This is a genomic window from Pseudonocardia halophobica, from assembly GCF_027922425.1.
Classification (GTDB): Bacteria; Actinomycetota; Actinomycetes; order Mycobacteriales; family Pseudonocardiaceae; genus Pseudonocardia; species Pseudonocardia halophobica.
Genome location: NZ_BSFQ01000044.1, coordinates 1 through 15,480, shown reverse-complemented (window position 1 = coordinate 15,480; position 15,480 = coordinate 1). Strand labels below are relative to the sequence as shown.

The 15,480-nt window shown below is 76.5% G+C and carries 20 protein-coding genes and 1 pseudogene; 8 read left to right on the top strand and 13 right to left on the bottom strand.

Going from position 1 to position 15,480, the window contains the following annotated elements; translation table 11 throughout:
- Nucleotides 1–17: 17 nt before the first annotated feature.
- From PKE99_RS32065 to PKE99_RS32045, 5 genes are all read right to left on the bottom strand, one after another.
- Nucleotides 18–1,628: an FAD-dependent monooxygenase gene (locus PKE99_RS32065; protein WP_037052083.1), complete on the bottom strand. Its 1,611-nt coding sequence runs from the start codon at nucleotides 1,626–1,628 to the stop codon at nucleotides 18–20.
- Nucleotides 1,625–2,455, bottom strand: a complete 831-nt coding sequence (locus PKE99_RS32060; protein ID WP_037052080.1) for a fumarylacetoacetate hydrolase family protein — start codon at nucleotides 2,453–2,455, stop codon at nucleotides 1,625–1,627. The genes PKE99_RS32065 and PKE99_RS32060 overlap by 4 nt, the downstream gene beginning before the upstream one ends.
- Nucleotides 2,452–3,342: a dioxygenase family protein gene (locus PKE99_RS32055; protein ID WP_037052077.1), complete on the bottom strand. Its 891-nt coding sequence runs from the start codon at nucleotides 3,340–3,342 to the stop codon at nucleotides 2,452–2,454. Before PKE99_RS32055 ends, PKE99_RS32060 begins: the two co-directional genes overlap by 4 nt.
- A gap of 69 nt (nucleotides 3,343–3,411) precedes the next feature.
- Complete coding sequence (locus PKE99_RS32050; protein WP_037052074.1) at nucleotides 3,412–4,299, bottom strand: alpha/beta hydrolase; 888 nt, start codon at nucleotides 4,297–4,299, stop codon at nucleotides 3,412–3,414.
- Complete coding sequence (locus PKE99_RS32045; RefSeq protein ID WP_037052071.1) at nucleotides 4,280–4,828, bottom strand: quercetin 2,3-dioxygenase; 549 nt, start codon at nucleotides 4,826–4,828, stop codon at nucleotides 4,280–4,282. Before PKE99_RS32045 ends, PKE99_RS32050 begins: the two co-directional genes overlap by 20 nt.
- A gap of 110 nt (nucleotides 4,829–4,938) precedes the next feature.
- Between PKE99_RS32045 and PKE99_RS32040 the strand changes: the two genes are divergently transcribed.
- Nucleotides 4,939–5,700: an IclR family transcriptional regulator gene (locus tag PKE99_RS32040; protein ID WP_231498395.1), complete on the top strand. Its 762-nt coding sequence runs from the start codon at nucleotides 4,939–4,941 to the stop codon at nucleotides 5,698–5,700.
- 1 nt (nucleotide 5,701) lies between these two features.
- Here PKE99_RS32040 and PKE99_RS32035 read toward each other — a convergent pair whose 3' ends face one another.
- Nucleotides 5,702–6,253, bottom strand: coding sequence for a DUF1707 SHOCT-like domain-containing protein (locus PKE99_RS32035; protein WP_037052058.1), 552 nt, complete (start codon nucleotides 6,251–6,253; stop codon nucleotides 5,702–5,704).
- Nucleotides 6,250–6,429 carry a hypothetical protein gene (locus tag PKE99_RS32030; protein WP_197040839.1) on the bottom strand — a complete coding sequence of 60 codons (180 nt, stop codon included), beginning with the start codon at nucleotides 6,427–6,429 and terminating at the stop codon, nucleotides 6,250–6,252. The genes PKE99_RS32035 and PKE99_RS32030 overlap by 4 nt, the downstream gene beginning before the upstream one ends.
- Between PKE99_RS32030 and PKE99_RS32025 the strand changes: the two genes are divergently transcribed.
- Nucleotides 6,422–7,204, top strand: coding sequence for a phytanoyl-CoA dioxygenase family protein (locus PKE99_RS32025; protein WP_037052056.1), 783 nt, complete (start codon nucleotides 6,422–6,424; stop codon nucleotides 7,202–7,204). The genes PKE99_RS32030 and PKE99_RS32025 overlap by 8 nt on opposite strands.
- 134 nt (nucleotides 7,205–7,338) lie before the next feature.
- On the opposite strand, the gene PKE99_RS32020 is transcribed toward PKE99_RS32025, so the two are convergent.
- Nucleotides 7,339–8,247: an alpha/beta fold hydrolase gene (locus PKE99_RS32020; RefSeq protein ID WP_197040838.1), complete on the bottom strand. Its 909-nt coding sequence runs from the start codon at nucleotides 8,245–8,247 to the stop codon at nucleotides 7,339–7,341.
- 115 nt (nucleotides 8,248–8,362) lie between these two features.
- Between PKE99_RS32020 and PKE99_RS32015 the strand changes: the two genes are divergently transcribed.
- A complete protein-coding gene (locus PKE99_RS32015) occupies nucleotides 8,363–8,731 on the top strand; it encodes a VOC family protein (protein ID WP_037052055.1) in 369 nt (122 codons plus the stop codon).
- A 10-nt stretch (nucleotides 8,732–8,741) separates the two neighbouring features.
- Here PKE99_RS32015 and PKE99_RS32010 read toward each other — a convergent pair whose 3' ends face one another.
- A complete protein-coding gene (locus PKE99_RS32010; protein WP_037052053.1) occupies nucleotides 8,742–9,062 on the bottom strand; it encodes a hypothetical protein in 321 nt (106 codons plus the stop codon).
- 106 nt (nucleotides 9,063–9,168) lie between these two features.
- On the opposite strand from PKE99_RS32010, the gene PKE99_RS32005 reads away from it, so the two are divergent.
- On the top strand, nucleotides 9,169–9,426 hold the full coding sequence (locus PKE99_RS32005; protein WP_037052050.1) for a hypothetical protein: 258 nt from the start codon (nucleotides 9,169–9,171) through the stop codon (nucleotides 9,424–9,426).
- An 8-nt stretch (nucleotides 9,427–9,434) separates the two neighbouring features.
- On the opposite strand, the gene PKE99_RS32000 is transcribed toward PKE99_RS32005, so the two are convergent.
- Both PKE99_RS32000 and PKE99_RS31995 read right to left on the bottom strand, forming a co-directional pair.
- On the bottom strand, nucleotides 9,435–10,895 hold the full coding sequence (locus tag PKE99_RS32000) for an FAD-dependent oxidoreductase (protein ID WP_051738128.1): 1,461 nt from the start codon (nucleotides 10,893–10,895) through the stop codon (nucleotides 9,435–9,437).
- A 25-nt stretch (nucleotides 10,896–10,920) separates the two neighbouring features.
- Nucleotides 10,921–11,502, bottom strand: a complete 582-nt coding sequence (locus tag PKE99_RS31995) for a hypothetical protein (RefSeq protein ID WP_231498394.1) — start codon at nucleotides 11,500–11,502, stop codon at nucleotides 10,921–10,923.
- 114 nt (nucleotides 11,503–11,616) lie between these two features.
- Here PKE99_RS31995 and PKE99_RS31990 point away from each other — a divergent pair, with 114 nt between their 5' ends.
- Nucleotides 11,617–13,332 (top strand): SulP family inorganic anion transporter, encoded by a 1,716-nt coding sequence (locus PKE99_RS31990; RefSeq protein ID WP_231498393.1) that lies wholly within the window; start codon nucleotides 11,617–11,619, stop codon nucleotides 13,330–13,332.
- Nucleotides 13,333–13,335: 3 nt separating this feature from the next.
- Here the strand turns inward: PKE99_RS31990 and PKE99_RS31985 are convergent, their stop codons facing one another.
- Nucleotides 13,336–13,605, bottom strand: a complete 270-nt coding sequence (locus PKE99_RS31985) for a DUF3040 domain-containing protein (RefSeq protein ID WP_037052044.1) — start codon at nucleotides 13,603–13,605, stop codon at nucleotides 13,336–13,338.
- A 223-nt stretch (nucleotides 13,606–13,828) separates the two neighbouring features.
- Between PKE99_RS31985 and PKE99_RS31980 the strand changes: the two genes are divergently transcribed.
- The 3 genes from PKE99_RS31980 to PKE99_RS31970 all read left to right on the top strand — a co-directional run bounded on the left by PKE99_RS31980 (nucleotide 13,829) and on the right by PKE99_RS31970 (nucleotide 15,341).
- Nucleotides 13,829–14,302: an NUDIX domain-containing protein gene (locus PKE99_RS31980; RefSeq protein WP_037052041.1), complete on the top strand. Its 474-nt coding sequence runs from the start codon at nucleotides 13,829–13,831 to the stop codon at nucleotides 14,300–14,302.
- Nucleotides 14,303–14,374: 72 nt separating this feature from the next.
- Nucleotides 14,375–14,764: an STAS domain-containing protein gene (locus PKE99_RS31975; protein ID WP_051738127.1), complete on the top strand. Its 390-nt coding sequence runs from the start codon at nucleotides 14,375–14,377 to the stop codon at nucleotides 14,762–14,764.
- A gap of 184 nt (nucleotides 14,765–14,948) precedes the next feature.
- Nucleotides 14,949–15,341, top strand: a complete 393-nt coding sequence (locus tag PKE99_RS31970; RefSeq protein ID WP_051738126.1) for an ATP-binding protein — start codon at nucleotides 14,949–14,951, stop codon at nucleotides 15,339–15,341.
- Between the two features lie 40 nt (nucleotides 15,342–15,381).
- Here PKE99_RS31970 and PKE99_RS31965 read toward each other — a convergent pair.
- A pseudogene (locus tag PKE99_RS31965) lies at nucleotides 15,382–15,480 on the bottom strand (1,4-dihydroxy-2-naphthoyl-CoA synthase); the annotation flags it as partial.

Here is a 15,480-nt window from a genome sequence, read left to right as displayed (position 1 = left end):
TGGTGGACCGGTCGGGATCAGCCGGCGAGCGCCGGGGTGGGGTGGGAGGTGTGGGAGGCGCCGCGGGCGCGGTCGAGGACGGCGGCGGCGTGCCGGGCGTCGGACCCCCGCCAGGCGACGTGCTGGTCCGGCCGGACCAGCAGCAGCGGTGCGCCGTAGGCGTCGGCTGTGCCGGGCACGTCGAGCAGGGTCAGCGGCACCCCGGTCCGGGCGGCCGCGGCGGTGAAGGGCCCGGCGTCGGCGCGGGGATCGAGGCGGAGCAGGGTGAACCCGGGGCCGAGGTGGTCGAAGAGCGACGACCCGTCGGCCAGCCAGCGGTGCGGCAGCCGGGCCCCGGGGCGGGGCGAACCGTGGTAGCGCAGCGGCTCGTGCGTCGGGACCGGCGAGCCGTCGTCGACCACGACCGGGGAGTCCGCGTAGTGGTAGCCGAGCACCAGACCGAGGCTGTGGAACTCGCCGCGCTTGGCGGCCAGCGCCTCGGCCGCCGCGGCCCGGCGGGCGACGCCGGCGGGCCCGGCGGCGTCGAGGTCGGGGTGGGCGAACGCGTGCGCGAGCAGGGGTTCCTGCGCGGCCGCGTCGTCGATGGTCTGCCGGGCGACGGGCCGGCGCTCCGGTTCGTAGCTGTCCAGCAGCGCCGGACCCGCCCACCCGTGCAGCACGGCGGCGAGCTTCCAGGCGAGGTTCACGGCGTCGCCGACGCACGTGTTGTAGCCGTGCCCGCCCCACGGCGGGTTGAGGTGCGCCGCGTCGCCGACCAGGAAGGTCCTCCTGCCCCGGTAGCGGTCGACGAGGAGCATCCGCGCCTCCCACGGGTCGGCCGCGCGCACCTCCACCGGCACGTCCGCGCCGATCAGCCGCCGCACGAGCCCGACCGGGTCGGTGCCCGGCGGCACGTTCTGCGCCACGGTCCACCAGGTGCCGTCGAGGTCGGCGCGCCCGACGATCCCGCCGGCGTCGGCGCCGAGGACCCAGTAGTGCACGGCGCGGGCGCAGAGCAGGTCGTCGCCGAGGCCGGGGGCGCGGAAGGTGACGTTGAGGTTGGGTCGGGCGCCGCTGCCGCCGGCGTACCGCGCCCCGATCGCCGCGCGGGCCACGCCGTTCGCGCCGTCGCAACCCAGCAGGTAGTCCGCGTGCACCTCGCGCTCGCCGACCGGCCCGGAGACCGCGGCGCGCACGCCGTCCGGCCCGTCGACGGCGGAGACCAGCCGGTGGCCGAGCAGGAGGTCGACGGTCGGCAGGGCGGCGACCGCCTCCCGCAGCACCCTCTCGACGACGGGCTGCGGGATCTGCTGGCCGCACTCGGCGAGCTCGTCGCGGCGCTCCGCGTAGAGGCCGAAGGCGTTGCGGAAGCGGGTGATCTCGCGGCCGGCGAGCCGCGTGCAGAACACGACGTCCTGGGCGTAGGAGACCGGCAGCGGCGCGGCCGCCCGGACCCGGTCGACCAGGCCCCACCGGCGGAACAGCTCCATCGTGCGGGCGCTGGTCGTCTTCGCCTTGGGCGGGTCGGCGGCGACCTCGGTGCGCGGCTCGACGACCGCGCACCGCACCCCGGCCCGGCCGAGCTCGATCGCGGCGGCCAGCCCGCTGGGCCCGCCGCCGGCGATCAGCACCGGGTACCGGGTCGTCACCGCTCCTCCGGCCCGACGATCGGGGTGCGGAGCACGCCCAGGCGGTCGACCTCGACCTCGACGACGTCGCCGGGGCGCAGGAACCGCGGTGGCGTCCGGACGTAGCCCACGCCCTCGGGGGTGCCGGTGAGCAGCACGTCGCCCGGCTCGAGCGTCAGGGTGCGGCTGACCAGCGACAACACCGTGCCGACGCCGAAGATCAGGTCGCGGGTGTCGCCCTCCTGCACCACCTCGCCGTTGACCCGGGTGGTCAGCCGCAGCCCGGTCGAGAGCGGGCCGGACTCGTCGACGGTGACCAGCGGGCCCATCGGGCCGCTGCGGTCGGCGTTCTTCCCGAGCGTCCACTGGGCGGTGAGCTTCTGCGCGGTGCGGGCGGTGAGGTCGTTGACCACGGCGTGGCCGAGGACGGCCCGCTCGGCGGTGGCCGCGTCGACGTCGGACAGCCGATCCCCGACGACGGCGGCGACCTCGCCCTCCCAGTCCAGCCCGGGTTCGTTCGCCGGGACCGGGACCGGGGTGTCGCCGACGGTCAGCGAGCGCGTCCAGCGGCCGAAGATCGTCGGGTGGTCCGGGACGCCGTAGACGCCCTCCTCGGCGTGCCGGCGGTAGTTGAGGCCGAGGCACAGGACCCGCGCCGCGGCGGGCACGGGCGGGGCGAGCCGCGCCCCGGCCAGCGGCCGCTCGCCGGCCGTCACCGCCGCCGCGGCCGCCCGCCACTTCAGCACGTCGGCGTAGAAGTCGTCGACCTGGGCCACCGGGGTGAGCCGGTCGCCGAGGACACGGGAGACGAGCACGTCCCGGCCGTCGCGCAGCCCGACGAGCCTCACCGCGCCACCGCCGCGGGCACGCGCACCGGCACCAGCCGGACGTCGAACGGGAACTCCAGGAACGGCCCGTCGACCTGCCACCGGGCGGACTCCGCGGGGTCGGTCCGCGGCACCGGGGTCACGACCAGCGCGTCCTTGACCGCGAAGGCCGCGTCCGAGTCGAGGTACGGGTCGTCGGCCACGAAGACGTGGGTGGTCACGGGGCGGTGGCCGGGCGCCTCGACCCGCAGGTGCACGTGGGCGGGGCGCATCGGGTGCCGGCCGAGCGCGGTGAGCAGCTCGCCGACCGGGCCGTCGGTCGGCACCGGGTAGCTGGCCGGGAGCACGCTGCGGAACCAGTACCCGCCGTCCGGACCGGTGGTGAACAGCCCACGCAGGTTGCCGCGCGGTTGGGCGGGGTCCTGGGTGTCGTAGCGGCCGTCGTCGTCGGCCTGCCACACGTCGACCGTCGCGCCGGCGATCGGCACGCCCTCGGTGTCGGTGACCCGCCCGTGCACCACCATCTGCTCGGCGCGGGCGCGCTCCGGCCCGTCGGCGATCCAGGCGCCCGGCGGCCGGGCGGGCGCGGGCGAGTGGAAGGGACCCTCGACCGACGACGGCGTGGCGTCGGCGGGCCCGGCGTGGTTGACCTCGTCGACGGCGGAGGTCAGGCCGAGCATGTCGGACAGCAGGATCAGCTCGTTGCGCTCGGGCGTGCAGGTCTGCCCCACGCGGACCAGGAAGTCGATGCCGCGCAGCCACTCCTCCTCGGTGGGGCGCAGCTCGCGGACGAAGGCGTGGAGGTGGCGGACGGCCCCGGTGACGACCTCGGCGAGGCGCGGGTCGTCGGCGCGGACCTGGGCGAGGACCTCGCCGAGCAGGCGGTCGAGCTCGTGGTCGGTGCTCATGGCTCTCCTGTGTGCGGCAGGGCGCATCGCCGCGCGGGCCGGCGGCCGGCGCGGGACGGGTGTGGGTGGTCAGCTCAGGTGGTGGCGGAGGAAGTCGAGGGTGAGGTCGAAGGCGGTCCGGGCGTGCTCGGGCGTGCCGAGCCACATGTGGTCGGCGCCCTCGAGGAGCTGCAGGTCGTGCGGGGCCCCGGCGGCCGCGAGGGCCTCCGCCAGCCGCTCGGACTGGCGGCACGGGACGAACCGGTCCGCGGTGCCGTGGACCAGCAGGAAGGGGGGTGCGGCGGGGTGCACCCGCGCGACCGGGGAGGCGGCCCGGGCGACCTCGGCCGCCGCCTGCGGGGGCGCACCGAGCAGCAGGGCCTCGCGCGAGTCCGGCGCACCGGGGTCGGTGACCGCGATGCCGGTGGCGGCCGCGTCCGCGGGCAGGGCGGCCAGGTCGGACGGGCCGTACCAGTCGGCGACCGCGCGCACGCCCGGCTCGGTGAGACCGAGCAGGGCGGCCAGGTGCCCGCCCGCGGACTCGCCCCACACGGCGGTGCGCCCGGTGTCGAGGCCGAGCTCCGCGGCGTGCTCGCGCAGCCAGGCGAGGGCGGCGGCCACGTCGTCGAGCTGGGCGGGGAAGCGGGCCTCGCCGCTGAGCCGGTAGTCGACCGAGGCGACGGCGAACCCTGCTCCGACCAGCCGCGCGAACGGCGACGGGTCCCAGTCGGCGAACGCGGGACCGACCGCTGCGCGGCTGCCGACCCGCCAGCCCCCGCCGTGCAGGAACAGCACCAGGGGCACGGTCGCGGTGGTGTCCGGCCGGTGCAGGTCCAGCAGCAGCGGGCGGTAGCCGGGGACGACGGCGTACTCGACGGCCCGCCGGGTCGCGACGCCGCCGGCCCGCTCCGGTCCGGGGATCGGCGCCGGTCGCAGCGGCGGCGGCCCGGCCGGGGCGTCAGTCGAGGAGGCGGACATCGTGGCGGAAGTCGTTCCGGTACTCGCGGGCGGCCGCCCCGAGCTGCTCCGGCGAGGGGACGACCGGCGTCGCCGGCGGCATCCGGGAGTCGGTGCGCTCGCCCGCCGCGGCGAAGAAGCGCTCGAACCCGCCGGTGTTCACCCCGAGCGTGCGGGCGCGGTGCGACTCCACCCGGAAGGTGTGCAGGTGCCCGGCCGGCACGTACCCGAAGTCGCCGCTGGTCAGCAGGCGGTCGTGGCGCACGCCGTCGGCGTCCTCCACGACCACGCGCACCTTCCCGTCGAGCACGTAGAAGATCTCGTGGACCGCCGCGTGCGAGTGCACCGGGATCGCCTGCCCCTTCGGCGCCTCCATGGTGAACACGCCGAACTGGCCGTCGGTCTCGTCGCCGGACAGCAGCACGGTGAAGAGCTGGTCGAACAGGTGGGCCCGTTCGCCCTCGCCCGCCTCGAGGAAGAACGGAACGGGCTTGCCGGGCAGCGCGAAGTGCGGGCCGCCCGCGGCGGGAGTGGCGAACTCCAGGGTCATCGAGGTCCTCCGGGTCGGATCGTCGGTGGTCCGGCGTGCGGCCCAGGATGGGGGGCCCGCCGACCGGTTGTCCGTGGGCGTTCCAGTGAATGGCATGCGATCCTCGTACCGTGGACGCGCCGCCGCGGCGGGGGAGGAAGCCCCTGCAGGGGGACCCGGTCGTCCTGCGTGCGCTGGCCCTGCTGGCGGCGTTCGACGCCGAGCACCGGGCGCTGAGCCTGGCCGAGCTGGCCCGCCGGGCCGCGACCCCGCCCAGCACCACGCTGCGCCTGGCCCGCCGGCTGGTCGAGTGGGGCGCCCTGGAACGCGACGACGAGGGCCGCTACGTCGTGGGCCTGCGGCTGTTCGAGATCGCCTCGCTGGCGCCGCGCAGCCACGGCCTGCGCGAGGTGGCGCTGCCCCACCTCGAGGACCTGCACGAGGTGTCGCGCCAGCACGTCCTGCTCGCGGTGCGGGAGGGCGAGGAGGCGCTGCTCGTGGAGCGGCTCTCGGCGCACGGCGCGGTGGAGATCGCGTACCGGGTCGGCGGGCGGATGCCGTTGCACGACACCGGCGTCGGCCTCGTGCTGCTGGCCGGGGCCGAGCCCGAGGTGCGGGCCGGGTACCTCGGGAGCCTCGAGCCCGCCGCCGCGGAACGGCTGCGCCGCCGGCTCGCCGACGTCCCGCGGCTGGGCGTCGCGATCTTCGACCGGCGCCGCCCCGCGCCCGTCTCCTCGGTCGCCGCGCCCGTGCGCGACCGGACCGGGCGGACGATCGCCGCGGTGTCGGTCGTCGTCCCCGCGGGGAGCGCGCGGCCGCAGGCCTACGAACAGGTGGTGCGGGCGACGGGACTCGCCATCTCCCGCGAGATGGGGCACCGCCGGAGCGGGTGAGTCAGCCCGCGCTGCGCACCGTCAGGTCGCCCAGCAGGGACCACACCCGCAGCCGGACGACGGGCGCGCCGGGCACCCGCGGCACCGGTGCGAGGTCCACCTTCTGGTCCCCGAGCAGCGAGAACCCGCCGATCTCGACCTCGACTCCCTCCGGCACGGTGAGCTGCACGTCGCCGATCAGCGACCAGGTGTCGACCACGATCGGCTCGTCGGACGTGCCCTGCTCGACCACCGCGCCGCGCAGGTCCAGGTCGACGTCGCCGAGCAGGAGCAGCACGGTGGTGCGGCGGCGCAGCGACCAGCGGCCCTTGCGCCGCAGGTCGCCCAGCACGCCGACCAGGACCGAGCGGCCGGGACGGGTCGCGCCCACCACCGGCGTGGGCAGGTCGGTGAGCAGCCGCTCGATCGCCACGCCGTCCTCGGCCGCCCACACCCGGCCGACCCGGTCGGTGAACTCGTCGAGGGTCAGGCGGCCCTCGCCGACGGCGCGTTCCAGCCGCTGCTGCGCGTCGCGGCGTCGGGGTTCGAGGTCGTCGGGCACGGCGGCGGTCACGGCCCGACCGTACCGATGATCGTGATGCCGTCCAGCGGGTTCCGGCGGGACATGATCCACGGCCCGGCAGGGGAACGTCCGGTGACCGAGCGTTCTGCTTCCCGGACGGGGATCACCGAAGGGAAATCGGTGGCGGCGACACCCGGACCGCCCCACCCTTCACCGACGATGACCATCCTCTCCGCCGCCCAGGTCCGCGCCTTCGTCGACGACGGGTTCGTCCGGCTCGAGGAGGCCTTCCCCCGCGCGCTCGCCGACGAGTGCCGCACCCTGCTGTGGGAGCAGGTGCGCACCGAGACCGGCGCCGCGCCCGACGACCCCGCCACCTGGACCGTGCCCGTCCACCGCATCGGCGGCCGCGCCGACCCGCCCTTCCGGCGGGCCGCGACCACCGGGCGGCTGCACGGGGCGCTGGACCAGCTCGTCGGGCCGGGGCGGTGGCGGCCGCGGCTCGGTCTCGGCACCTTCCCGATCCGGTTCCCGCACCCCGACGACCCGGGCGACGCCGGCTGGCACGTCGAGGGCAGCTTCGCCGGCCCCGACGGCGGGTTCCGGCTGAACCTGCGCTCGCGCGGCCGGGCGCTGCTGATGCTCTTCCTGTTCTCCGAGGTCGGCGAGTCGGACGCCCCCACCAAGGTGCGGATCGGGTCGCACCGGGAAGCGGCGCGACTGCTCGCCCAGCACGGCGACGAGGGCGCGGACTTCTTCGCCTTCGCCGGCGAGGCCGTCCCGGCCACCGAGCACCTGCCCGTCGCGCTCGCCACCGGCCTGCCCGGGGACGTCTACCTCGTCCACCCGTTCCTGGTGCACTCCGCGCAACCGCACCGCGGGACCCGGCCGCGGTTCATGGCCCAGCCGCCCCTCGACCCGACGGGCCTGCTGGACCTGCACGCGTCCGACCCGACGCCCGTCGAGGAGCCGGTGCTCGCGGCGCTGACGGCCGCCGGGTGAGCCTCGACCTCGTCCGCGACCCACGCTACCCGCGCTCCGCCGGCGACGACGCGGCCTGGCTGGTCGCCTGCGACCGGGGCCCGAACCCGTTGTGGCTGCTCGCCGCCCGGTGGTGGGGACGCCGGCGCCGCCGGTCAGCGTCCGGTGGCGGCCGGGGGTGCGGCGCGGTCGGCCAGCGCCCGGATCTCGCCGGCGACGCGCGGCCAGAGCTCCCGCGGCAGGTCGTGGCCGACGCCGGGCAGCAGCACCAGGCGGGCGCCCGGGATCGCGGCCGCGGTGGCCCGGGCCGCCGACGGGCGGACGACCGGGTCCTGCTCGCCGTGCAGGACCAGCGTGGGCGTGCGGACCGCGGCCAACCGGCCGCCGCTCCACGGCGCGCCCGTCTGCCTGCCCTGCGCCCCGGCGTCGTGGAGGCCGTGGGAGATCGCCAGCTCCCGCCGCACGGCGGTGCGTGCGGTGGTCTCGTCGAAGGCGTACCCGGGTGAGGAGATCCGCCGGGCCAGCGCCACCCCCGCGGCGACGTGGCCCTCGTCGTCCTCCGGGGTGGCGAGCCGGGACGCCCGGAGCACGAAGCCGAGGCGGACGTGCCGCAGCTGCGCGAGCCCGCGCGCGTCGCTGGGCATGGCGCCGGAGACCGTGATGGTCCGGGCCCGGTCCGGGTGGCGCAGCGCGAAGCGTTGCGTGAGCAGGCCCCCCAGCGAGTGGCCGAACAGGTGCGCGGTGTCCCAGCCCATCGCGTCGAGCACCGCGACGGCGTCGTCCGTCATGTCCTCCGCCGTGTAGGCCACCGGCCGCCGCCGGAAGAGCCCGACGAACGGGTGCACCTGCTCGTGGTCGGTGAAGTGCGTGGACTCGCCCGCGTCCCGCTGGTCGTAGGAGACGACGTGGAAGCCCGCCTCGACCAGGGCCGCCACGAACCCCGCCGGCCACCAGGCGCGGGAGGCGCCGAGGCCCATGACCAGCAGGAACGGCTCGCCGCCGGCTCCACCCAGGTCCTCGTAGGCGATCCGGACCTGGCCGTTGTGGGCGTACCGCGTCACCACCGCTGCCTCCTTCGCGATCGGCGTTCGCAAACAACGGTAGCCGATCGCGTACGTCGTTCGCAAAGTGCGGGGCGGAACGCTTCCCCTCGCAGCGGGTCGCTGCCACGATGGCCGCATGAGCGGGATCAGGAGGGTGGCGGGCGCCATCCTCGCCGTCGCCGACCAGGACCGGATGCTGGACTTCTTCGGGCGGCTCGGGTTCGAGACCGTGACCGACGCCGAGATGTGGCCGGGTGCGCGCTGGGTGGAGGTGCGGCCGCCGGGAGCGGAGACGTCGGTGGTGCTGAGCGCGGCCAAGGACTTCGGCCGCGACCCGGACCAGGGCTACCCGATGACCTTCGCGACCGACGACGTCGCCGCCTTCGCCGCCGAGGCCCGGGCCGCCGGCGTCGAGGTGTCCGAGCCGACGACCGAGGGCTGGGGCACGTTCGTCAACGTCACCGACCCCGAGGGTCGGCAGCTGCTGGTGGCCGAGCGGACCTGACCGGCCCGGCTCAACCCGCCAGTCGCACCGCGGCGGTGGCGGTGCGCCACCGCTCGTCGAGCCGCGTGGAGTTCGCCGTGCCCGCGCGGTGGCAGTCCTCGATGGTGCCGATGAGCCGGTAGAGGGCCTCGGCCACGAAGCCGCCGGGCAGCGTGGCGACGGCCGTGCTCGCCTCGGAGATGGCCCGGGAGACCTGCGGCGACCGCGGCGCGTGCCGCAGCGCGGCGACCGCGAAGTAGACCGCGCGGAGGGCGCGGCGCAGCTCCCGGTCCGGCGCCGTCGCGCGCCGGTCGCGCTCCGCCCGGCCCTGCTGGTGGATCCGCCCGTCCATCCGCACACACACCTCCTGCGTCGGTGTCCCGTCGGTGCCCGTCAATACCGAGTTGACGTTCGTCAACCTATCATTGACGAGGGAGGCGTCAAGCTAGCATTGACGCGTGTCGGCTGACGGTGGCCTCAAGCACGTGCAGAAGGCCCTCGACGCCCTCGCGGCCGCCGGGAGCCCCCTCGAGGCCCTGGCCGCGGCGAGGGACCTGCGCCGTGCCGCTGAGGAGGTCGAGCGCCGCCGCGCGGCCGAGGCCCGCGAGGCCGGCGCGAGCTGGTCGAAGATCGGCGCGCTCTACGGCACGACCAAGCAGAACGTCCAGCAGCGCTTCGGCGCCGCCCGGAAGCGGGCGGGGAACGAGCCGGCCTGATCCGCCGCTCAGGCCCGCGTGGCGAGGGCCGAGGCGAGGCGGTCGGGGTCGGGCTGGGCGGGCCCGGGGACCGCGTCGTGGTGGGTGGCCTGCACCTCCCGGACCCGGGCGACGACGGCGGGGTCGGTGTAGACGTCCTCGGGGCGGGCGAGCATGCCCCGCACCGAGGTGGCGGCGCGGAAGAGGGGCGCGTCGACCAGGGCCGCGGCGGAGAGCTCGTCGAACCCCACCCGGTCGGCCGACGGGGCCGGCGGCGGGGGCGCCGCCGGTGCGGCGGGCCGCCCGGCGAGCACGCCCCGCGAGTGCAGCACCCCGCGGACCCGGGCGAGCCGGGCCGCGTCCGTGCGTGCCTGGTCGACGTAGAACGGCTCGACGCCCTCGGTGATCGCCGCGTCGTGCGCCAGGGCGCGGGCGTGCGGGTCGCGGGGGTGCGCGGCGAGGACGTCGACGAGGTCGAGCGCGGTGCGGAGGGCCACGCCCAGCCCGCGGGCGAGCGTCGGGTTGGTGGTGCAGACGCCGTCGCCCACGGCGTGCAGCCCCAGGGCGATCGGGCCGGCCTCGTCGACCAGCCGGTGCAGGGTGTTGTGGAGACCGCCCATCGGGAACACGTCGCTGATCGGTTCCAGCACGTCGAGCCAGCCCCGCAGGCCCGGCACGGTGGCGAAGACCGCGGTGAACACGTCGGGGTCCTTCAGGACGCGGAATCGATGGTCCTCGGCCAGCGGGCACAGCCCCAGCACGACGGTCCCGTTGTCGGCGCCCCACATCCCGGCGACGAACTCGTCGAGCGGGAGGATCGTGCGGTTGTCCGCGCGCCCGGGCAGGCCGTCCGTGCTCCGCAGCCGGTAGTGCCGGCTGTAGTAGGCGAGGCCGCAGTCGGCCGTGACGAGGGGCCGCGGCCGCGCGCCTGCGTCGGCCAGCCAGCCGTCGATCCGGGACCGCCGCCCCGCCGCGTCGACCACGACGTCGGCGGCCACCTCGCCGTGGCCGAGGCGGACGCCGGTGATCTCCGGCGGGGCGCCGCCCCGGGTCCGCAGCCCGCGGACGGTCGCGCCGGTGCGCAGCGTGATCCCGGGCTCCGCGCGCACGCATGCGTCGAGGACCCGGTCCAGCGTCGACCGGCGGGTGAGCAGCATGGTGTAGCGGTCGTCGTCGGGCTCGGGGACGAGGCCGCGGAGCGTGGGCGGGAGCTGGGCCTCGAGGCGGGACTCGACGGCACCGTCGCCGACCAGCCCCGCGTGGACGTCCGGCAGGTGGTCGCGCAGCAGGAGCCGGTAGCGGGCGAGCAGCACGTGCGGCTGCACGATCTGCGGCGCGGTGCGGCGGAAGGCCCGGCCGGCGGCCTCCTCGACCGACCCGGCGGGCTCCAGCGCCTCGCGCTCCAGCACGGTGACCTGGTGCCCGGCGCGCGCGGCCAGCAGCGCGGCCATCAGTCCGGCCGCACCCGCGCCCACGACCACGACCTGCATGCCGCCCCCCGGAGTCGTCCCCGCCTCAGTGGAGCAGCATCTTCAGCCCGATGACCAGCCCGCCCAGCGCCGCGCTGCACAGGCCCCAGCCGACCGCCTGGACCACGGAGGCCCCGGCCCGGCGGGCCGCCACGTGCCCGAAGCCGCCGAGCATGACCGTGGCGAGGCCGAGCGCGACGAACACTGCGAGCGGGAGGCGCCCGGTGAGCAGCGCGAGGACGACCAGCAGCACGAGCGGCGTCAGCCCCGCCTCGACGACGGGGAGCCCGCGCCGCAGCGCCGCCCGCACCCGCTCGGCCCGGCCGCCGGCGTGGACGGCGGCGGCGAGCACGTCCGCGTACCGCTCGGCGGCCCAGTACACGGCGACGGTCACCACCACGGTGAGGACGATCTCGCGGAGGTCGCCGTGCGCGCTGCCGACCGCGATCCCGGCCGCGCCGATGACGGTGCCGTAGATCGCCTGGGAGAGGTCCTCCTCGCTGTGCCACCGGTACCGGCTGAGCGGGGTGTGCCGGAACAGCCTGCGGGGCAGCCCGGGACGGGTCGACGCGGCGGGGGAGCCGCCCGTCGCCACCCCGCTGCCGTGACGATCGGGTGTGCGGGCCACGGCCCGACGATGGACCTGCGGCGGCCGGGGGCCGTCACCCCGCACGGGTGAGACGGACCCGCCCACACCGCCGGGGTGAGGGGGCGCGCCGCCGGTCGCGCCATGCTGGGCGGCGTGAACGGGGAGTCCTCGCCGGTCCCGGGCCTGGCGATGCTGCGGTCCTACCGCCGGGCGTGGCTGCCCCGCGACCTCGTCGCCGGCCTGGTCCTGACGGCGCTGCTCGTGCCGCAGGGCATGGCCTACGCGGAGCTGGCGGGGCTGCCCGCGATCACCGGCCTGTACACGTCGATCCTCTGCCTGCTCGCCTACGCGGTCTTCGGCCCGTCGCGGATCCTCGTGCTCGGGCCGGACTCCTCGCTCGGCCCGATGATCGCGGCGACGGTCCTCCCGCTCGTCGCGGCGGACGGCGACCCGCAGCGCGCCGTCGTGCTGGCGTCAGCGCTCGCGCTGATGACCGGCGCGATCATGATGGTCGCCGGGCTGGGCGGCCTCGGGTTCGTCGCGGACCTGATCTCGAAGCCGACGATGATCGGCTACATGAACGGGCTGGCCCTGACGATCTTCGTCGGGCAGCTCCCGAAGCTCTGCGGGTTCTCGGTCGACGCCAAGGGCTTCGGCGGCGAGGTCGCCGGGTTCGTGCAGGGCGTGCTCGCCGGTGAGGTCGTGCCGGCGGCGCTGGCCGTCGGCCTCGGCGGCCTGATCCTCATCGGGGTGCTGCCGCGGGTGCTCCCGCGGATCCCCGGGGTGCTCGTCGTGGTCGTGCTGTCGATGCTTGCGGCGGCCCTGTTCGGGCTGGACGAGCGGGGCGTCGTGCTCGTCGGCACGCTGCCGCAGGGCTTCCCGCCGCCCACCCTGCCCCTGATCGGGCTGTCGGACGTCCTCCCGCTGCTGGCCGGCGCGGCCGGCATCGCGCTCGTCTCGCTGACCGACACCATCTCGACCGCCTCGTCCTTCGCGGCGCGGGAGGGCCGGACGATCGACGGCAACCGGGAGATGGTGGGGATCGGCGCGGCGAACCTCGCGGCCGGCTTCTTCCAGGGCTTCCCGGTCAGCACGAGTGGGTCGCGCACGGCCGTGGCCGTGCAGGTCGGGGCGCGCACGCAGGTGACGGGCCTGGTCGGGGCGGCCGCGATCACGCTGATCCTGCTGCTGGCCCCGGGCCTGCTGCGCACCCTGCCGCAGCCGACGCTCGCGGCCGTCGTGATCGCGGCATCCGTCTCGCTCGCCGACGTCCCCGGGACGGTGCGGCTGTTCCGGGTGCGGCGGACGGAGTTCGCGCTGTCGGTCGCGGCCTTCCTCGGGGTGGTGCTGCTCGGCGTGCTGCCGGGGATCGCGGTGGCCGTCGCGCTCTCGATCGGCAACGTGTTCCGCCGCGCGTGGTGGCCGTACCAGACGGTGCTCGGCCGGGTGCCCGGCCTGCCGGGCTTCCACGACGTCCGCAGCTACCCCGAGGCCGAGCTGCTGCCGGGCTGCGTCCTCGTCCGGTTCGACGCGCCGCTCTTCTTCGCGAACGCCCGCACCTTCCGCGAGCAGCTGGAACGGCGCAGCCGCAGCGACCCCGCGCCCCGCTGGATCGTGGTGGCCGCCGAGCCGATCACGGACGTCGACACGACGGCGGCGGACATGCTCCACGACCTGGACGTCGCCCTCAACGGCCGCGGCGTGCACCTCGTGTTCGCCGAGATGAAGGACCCCGTGCGCCGCAAGATCGACCGCTACGAGCTGACCGGGACCCTCGACCCCGCGCACTTCTTCCCGACCCTCGACGCCGCCGTCGACGCCTTCCGGCGGGAGACCGGCGCGCGCTGGACCGCGCCGCAGCCGGGGTGACGGTCAGGTCCGCCGGCCCCGGCGCCGCCGGTGGACGACGATCCACGCCGCCCCGGCCAGCGCCAGCCCGCCGAGGAACACCGCCGCCTCCGCAACGACCAGGCCGACCAGGATGCACAGCGCGGCCAGCGTGACCAGCACGGGCAGGAGCCAGCGGCGCCTGCCGGTGGGCGGCCCGAGGCCGCGCCCGAGCCGTTTGTCCAGCTCCGGGTCCTCCGCGCGGAGCTGGCGCTCGATCGCCGTGAGCAGGCGTTCCTCGTCGCCGCTCAGCACGCTGCACGCCCCGTGCCGGGCGTGCCCGTCCGTTCGTCCGCCGCAGGCACCGCGACCTCCCCCGCTCGCCGTGCATCGGACGATGGGCGGCCCGCCGTCCCCGCGCCTCGCCCCGGTGGGGTGAAGGTCGGTCGGGTGTGGAGCGATCGGCCGGGCGGGGGCTGCCGAACAGGGCTTTCGTCACTTCCCAGCCCTACCGCCCCGGTGCGACCGTGCCCTGACCATGGCCCGCACCGAGTACTACCACCATCCGGACCCGCCGCGGCCCACCCTCGTCGCGCCGAGCGTCTTCGCCGTGGTGCGCGACGACGCCGACCGGGTCCTGCTCGTGCGGCGCGCCGACGACGGGTTCTGGGAGCTCCCCGGCGGCCGCGTCGAGGTCGGCGAGTCGGCGGTCGACGCGGCCGAGCGGGAGGTGGCGGAGGAGAGCGGGGTCGCGATCAAGGTGCTGCGGGTGGCCGGGGTCTACAGCGACCCCGGCCACGTCATCGTCGACGGCACCGGCGAGGTGCGCCAGCAGTTCGCGGTGTGCGTGCACGCCCGGCCGGTGTCCGGGGACCCGCGGCCCGACGGCGAGGAGACGAGTGAGGCGGACTGGGTGGCCCTCGACCGGCTCGACGGGCTGGCGATGCACCCGGCCATGCGCGAGCGGCTCCGGCACGCCCTCACCGAGCCCGGCCACGCGCACGCCGGATGAGGGGCGCGCCGCCCGGGACCGGAGGCGTGGGGCCCTGTCGGAACGGCCACGTCGCCGGGAAGACTGTGGCGCGTGACAGGTGACCAGGCTCCCGCGGCCGAGCAGCTGCTGCGCGTGGAGTCGCGCCGGGCGGGGCCCGCGATGGTGGTGACGGTCGCGGGGGAGGTGGACATGTTCACCGCCCCGCGGGTGGAAGCGGCGGTCGGCCGGGCGCTCGCCGACCCCGCGGTGGACGTGATCGTGGTCGACCTCACACAGGTCGAGTTCCTCGACCAGGCGGGGCTGAGCGCGCTGGTCACCGCGCATCGGGCGGCCCAGCGGCAGGACGAGCCGCTGCGGGTGGTCGTCGACCACAACCGGCCGGTCGTCCGGCCGCTCGAGATCACCGGCCTGGAGCGCGTGCTCGCCCTGTACTACGACGTGGCCGAGGCGCTCGGCGAGCCGCGCGGCAGCGGGGGCTGACCCGGCGGGACGCCGTGCGGCGGCCCGGCTGGTCCTGCGGGGGCAAGGCGCGTCACACTCTCGGGTAGTGCCAGCGCATCGGGACCAGTCTGACCGTGCGGGCCCGCCTCCGGGCGTGGGCCCGGGTCGTGCCGCGCCCCGGGCCGCCGGGCATGGACACGCCTGGGAGATCCGCCTCCCCGCCGTGCTCGAGACGCTGGGCCTGGTGCGCACCGGGCTGCGCCGCCGCTTGGCGCAGCTCGGGTGGCCGGAGGACGCCGCCCTCGACGTCCTCCTCGCGGTCAACGAGGCGGTGAGCAACGCCGTGGAGCACGCCTTCCCCCCCGGGGCGCCGGACGGGACGGTCGAGGTCGTCGCCGAGGTCGAGCCGGTCGACCGGCAGCGGCGGCTGCGGGTCCGGATCCGCGACACCGGCCGCTGGCTCCCGCGGCCCGGCCCCGAGGAGGACGTCAATCGGCGCCGCGGGCTGCCGATGATGTCCGTGCTGATGGCGGAGGTCCTGATCCACCGCGGCGGCCCGGCGCCCGCCGACGGCACGGTGGTGACCCTGCTCAGCCCGCCCGTCCCCACCCTGTGAGTGGCGATGGTCGCTATAGCGACTATCGCCACTCACGGGGTCAGTAGTGCCAGGGGTAGGGCGACCAGTCGGGGTCGCGTTTCTGCAGGAAGGAGTCGCGGCCTTCGACGGCTTCGTCGGTCATGTAGGCCAGGCGGGT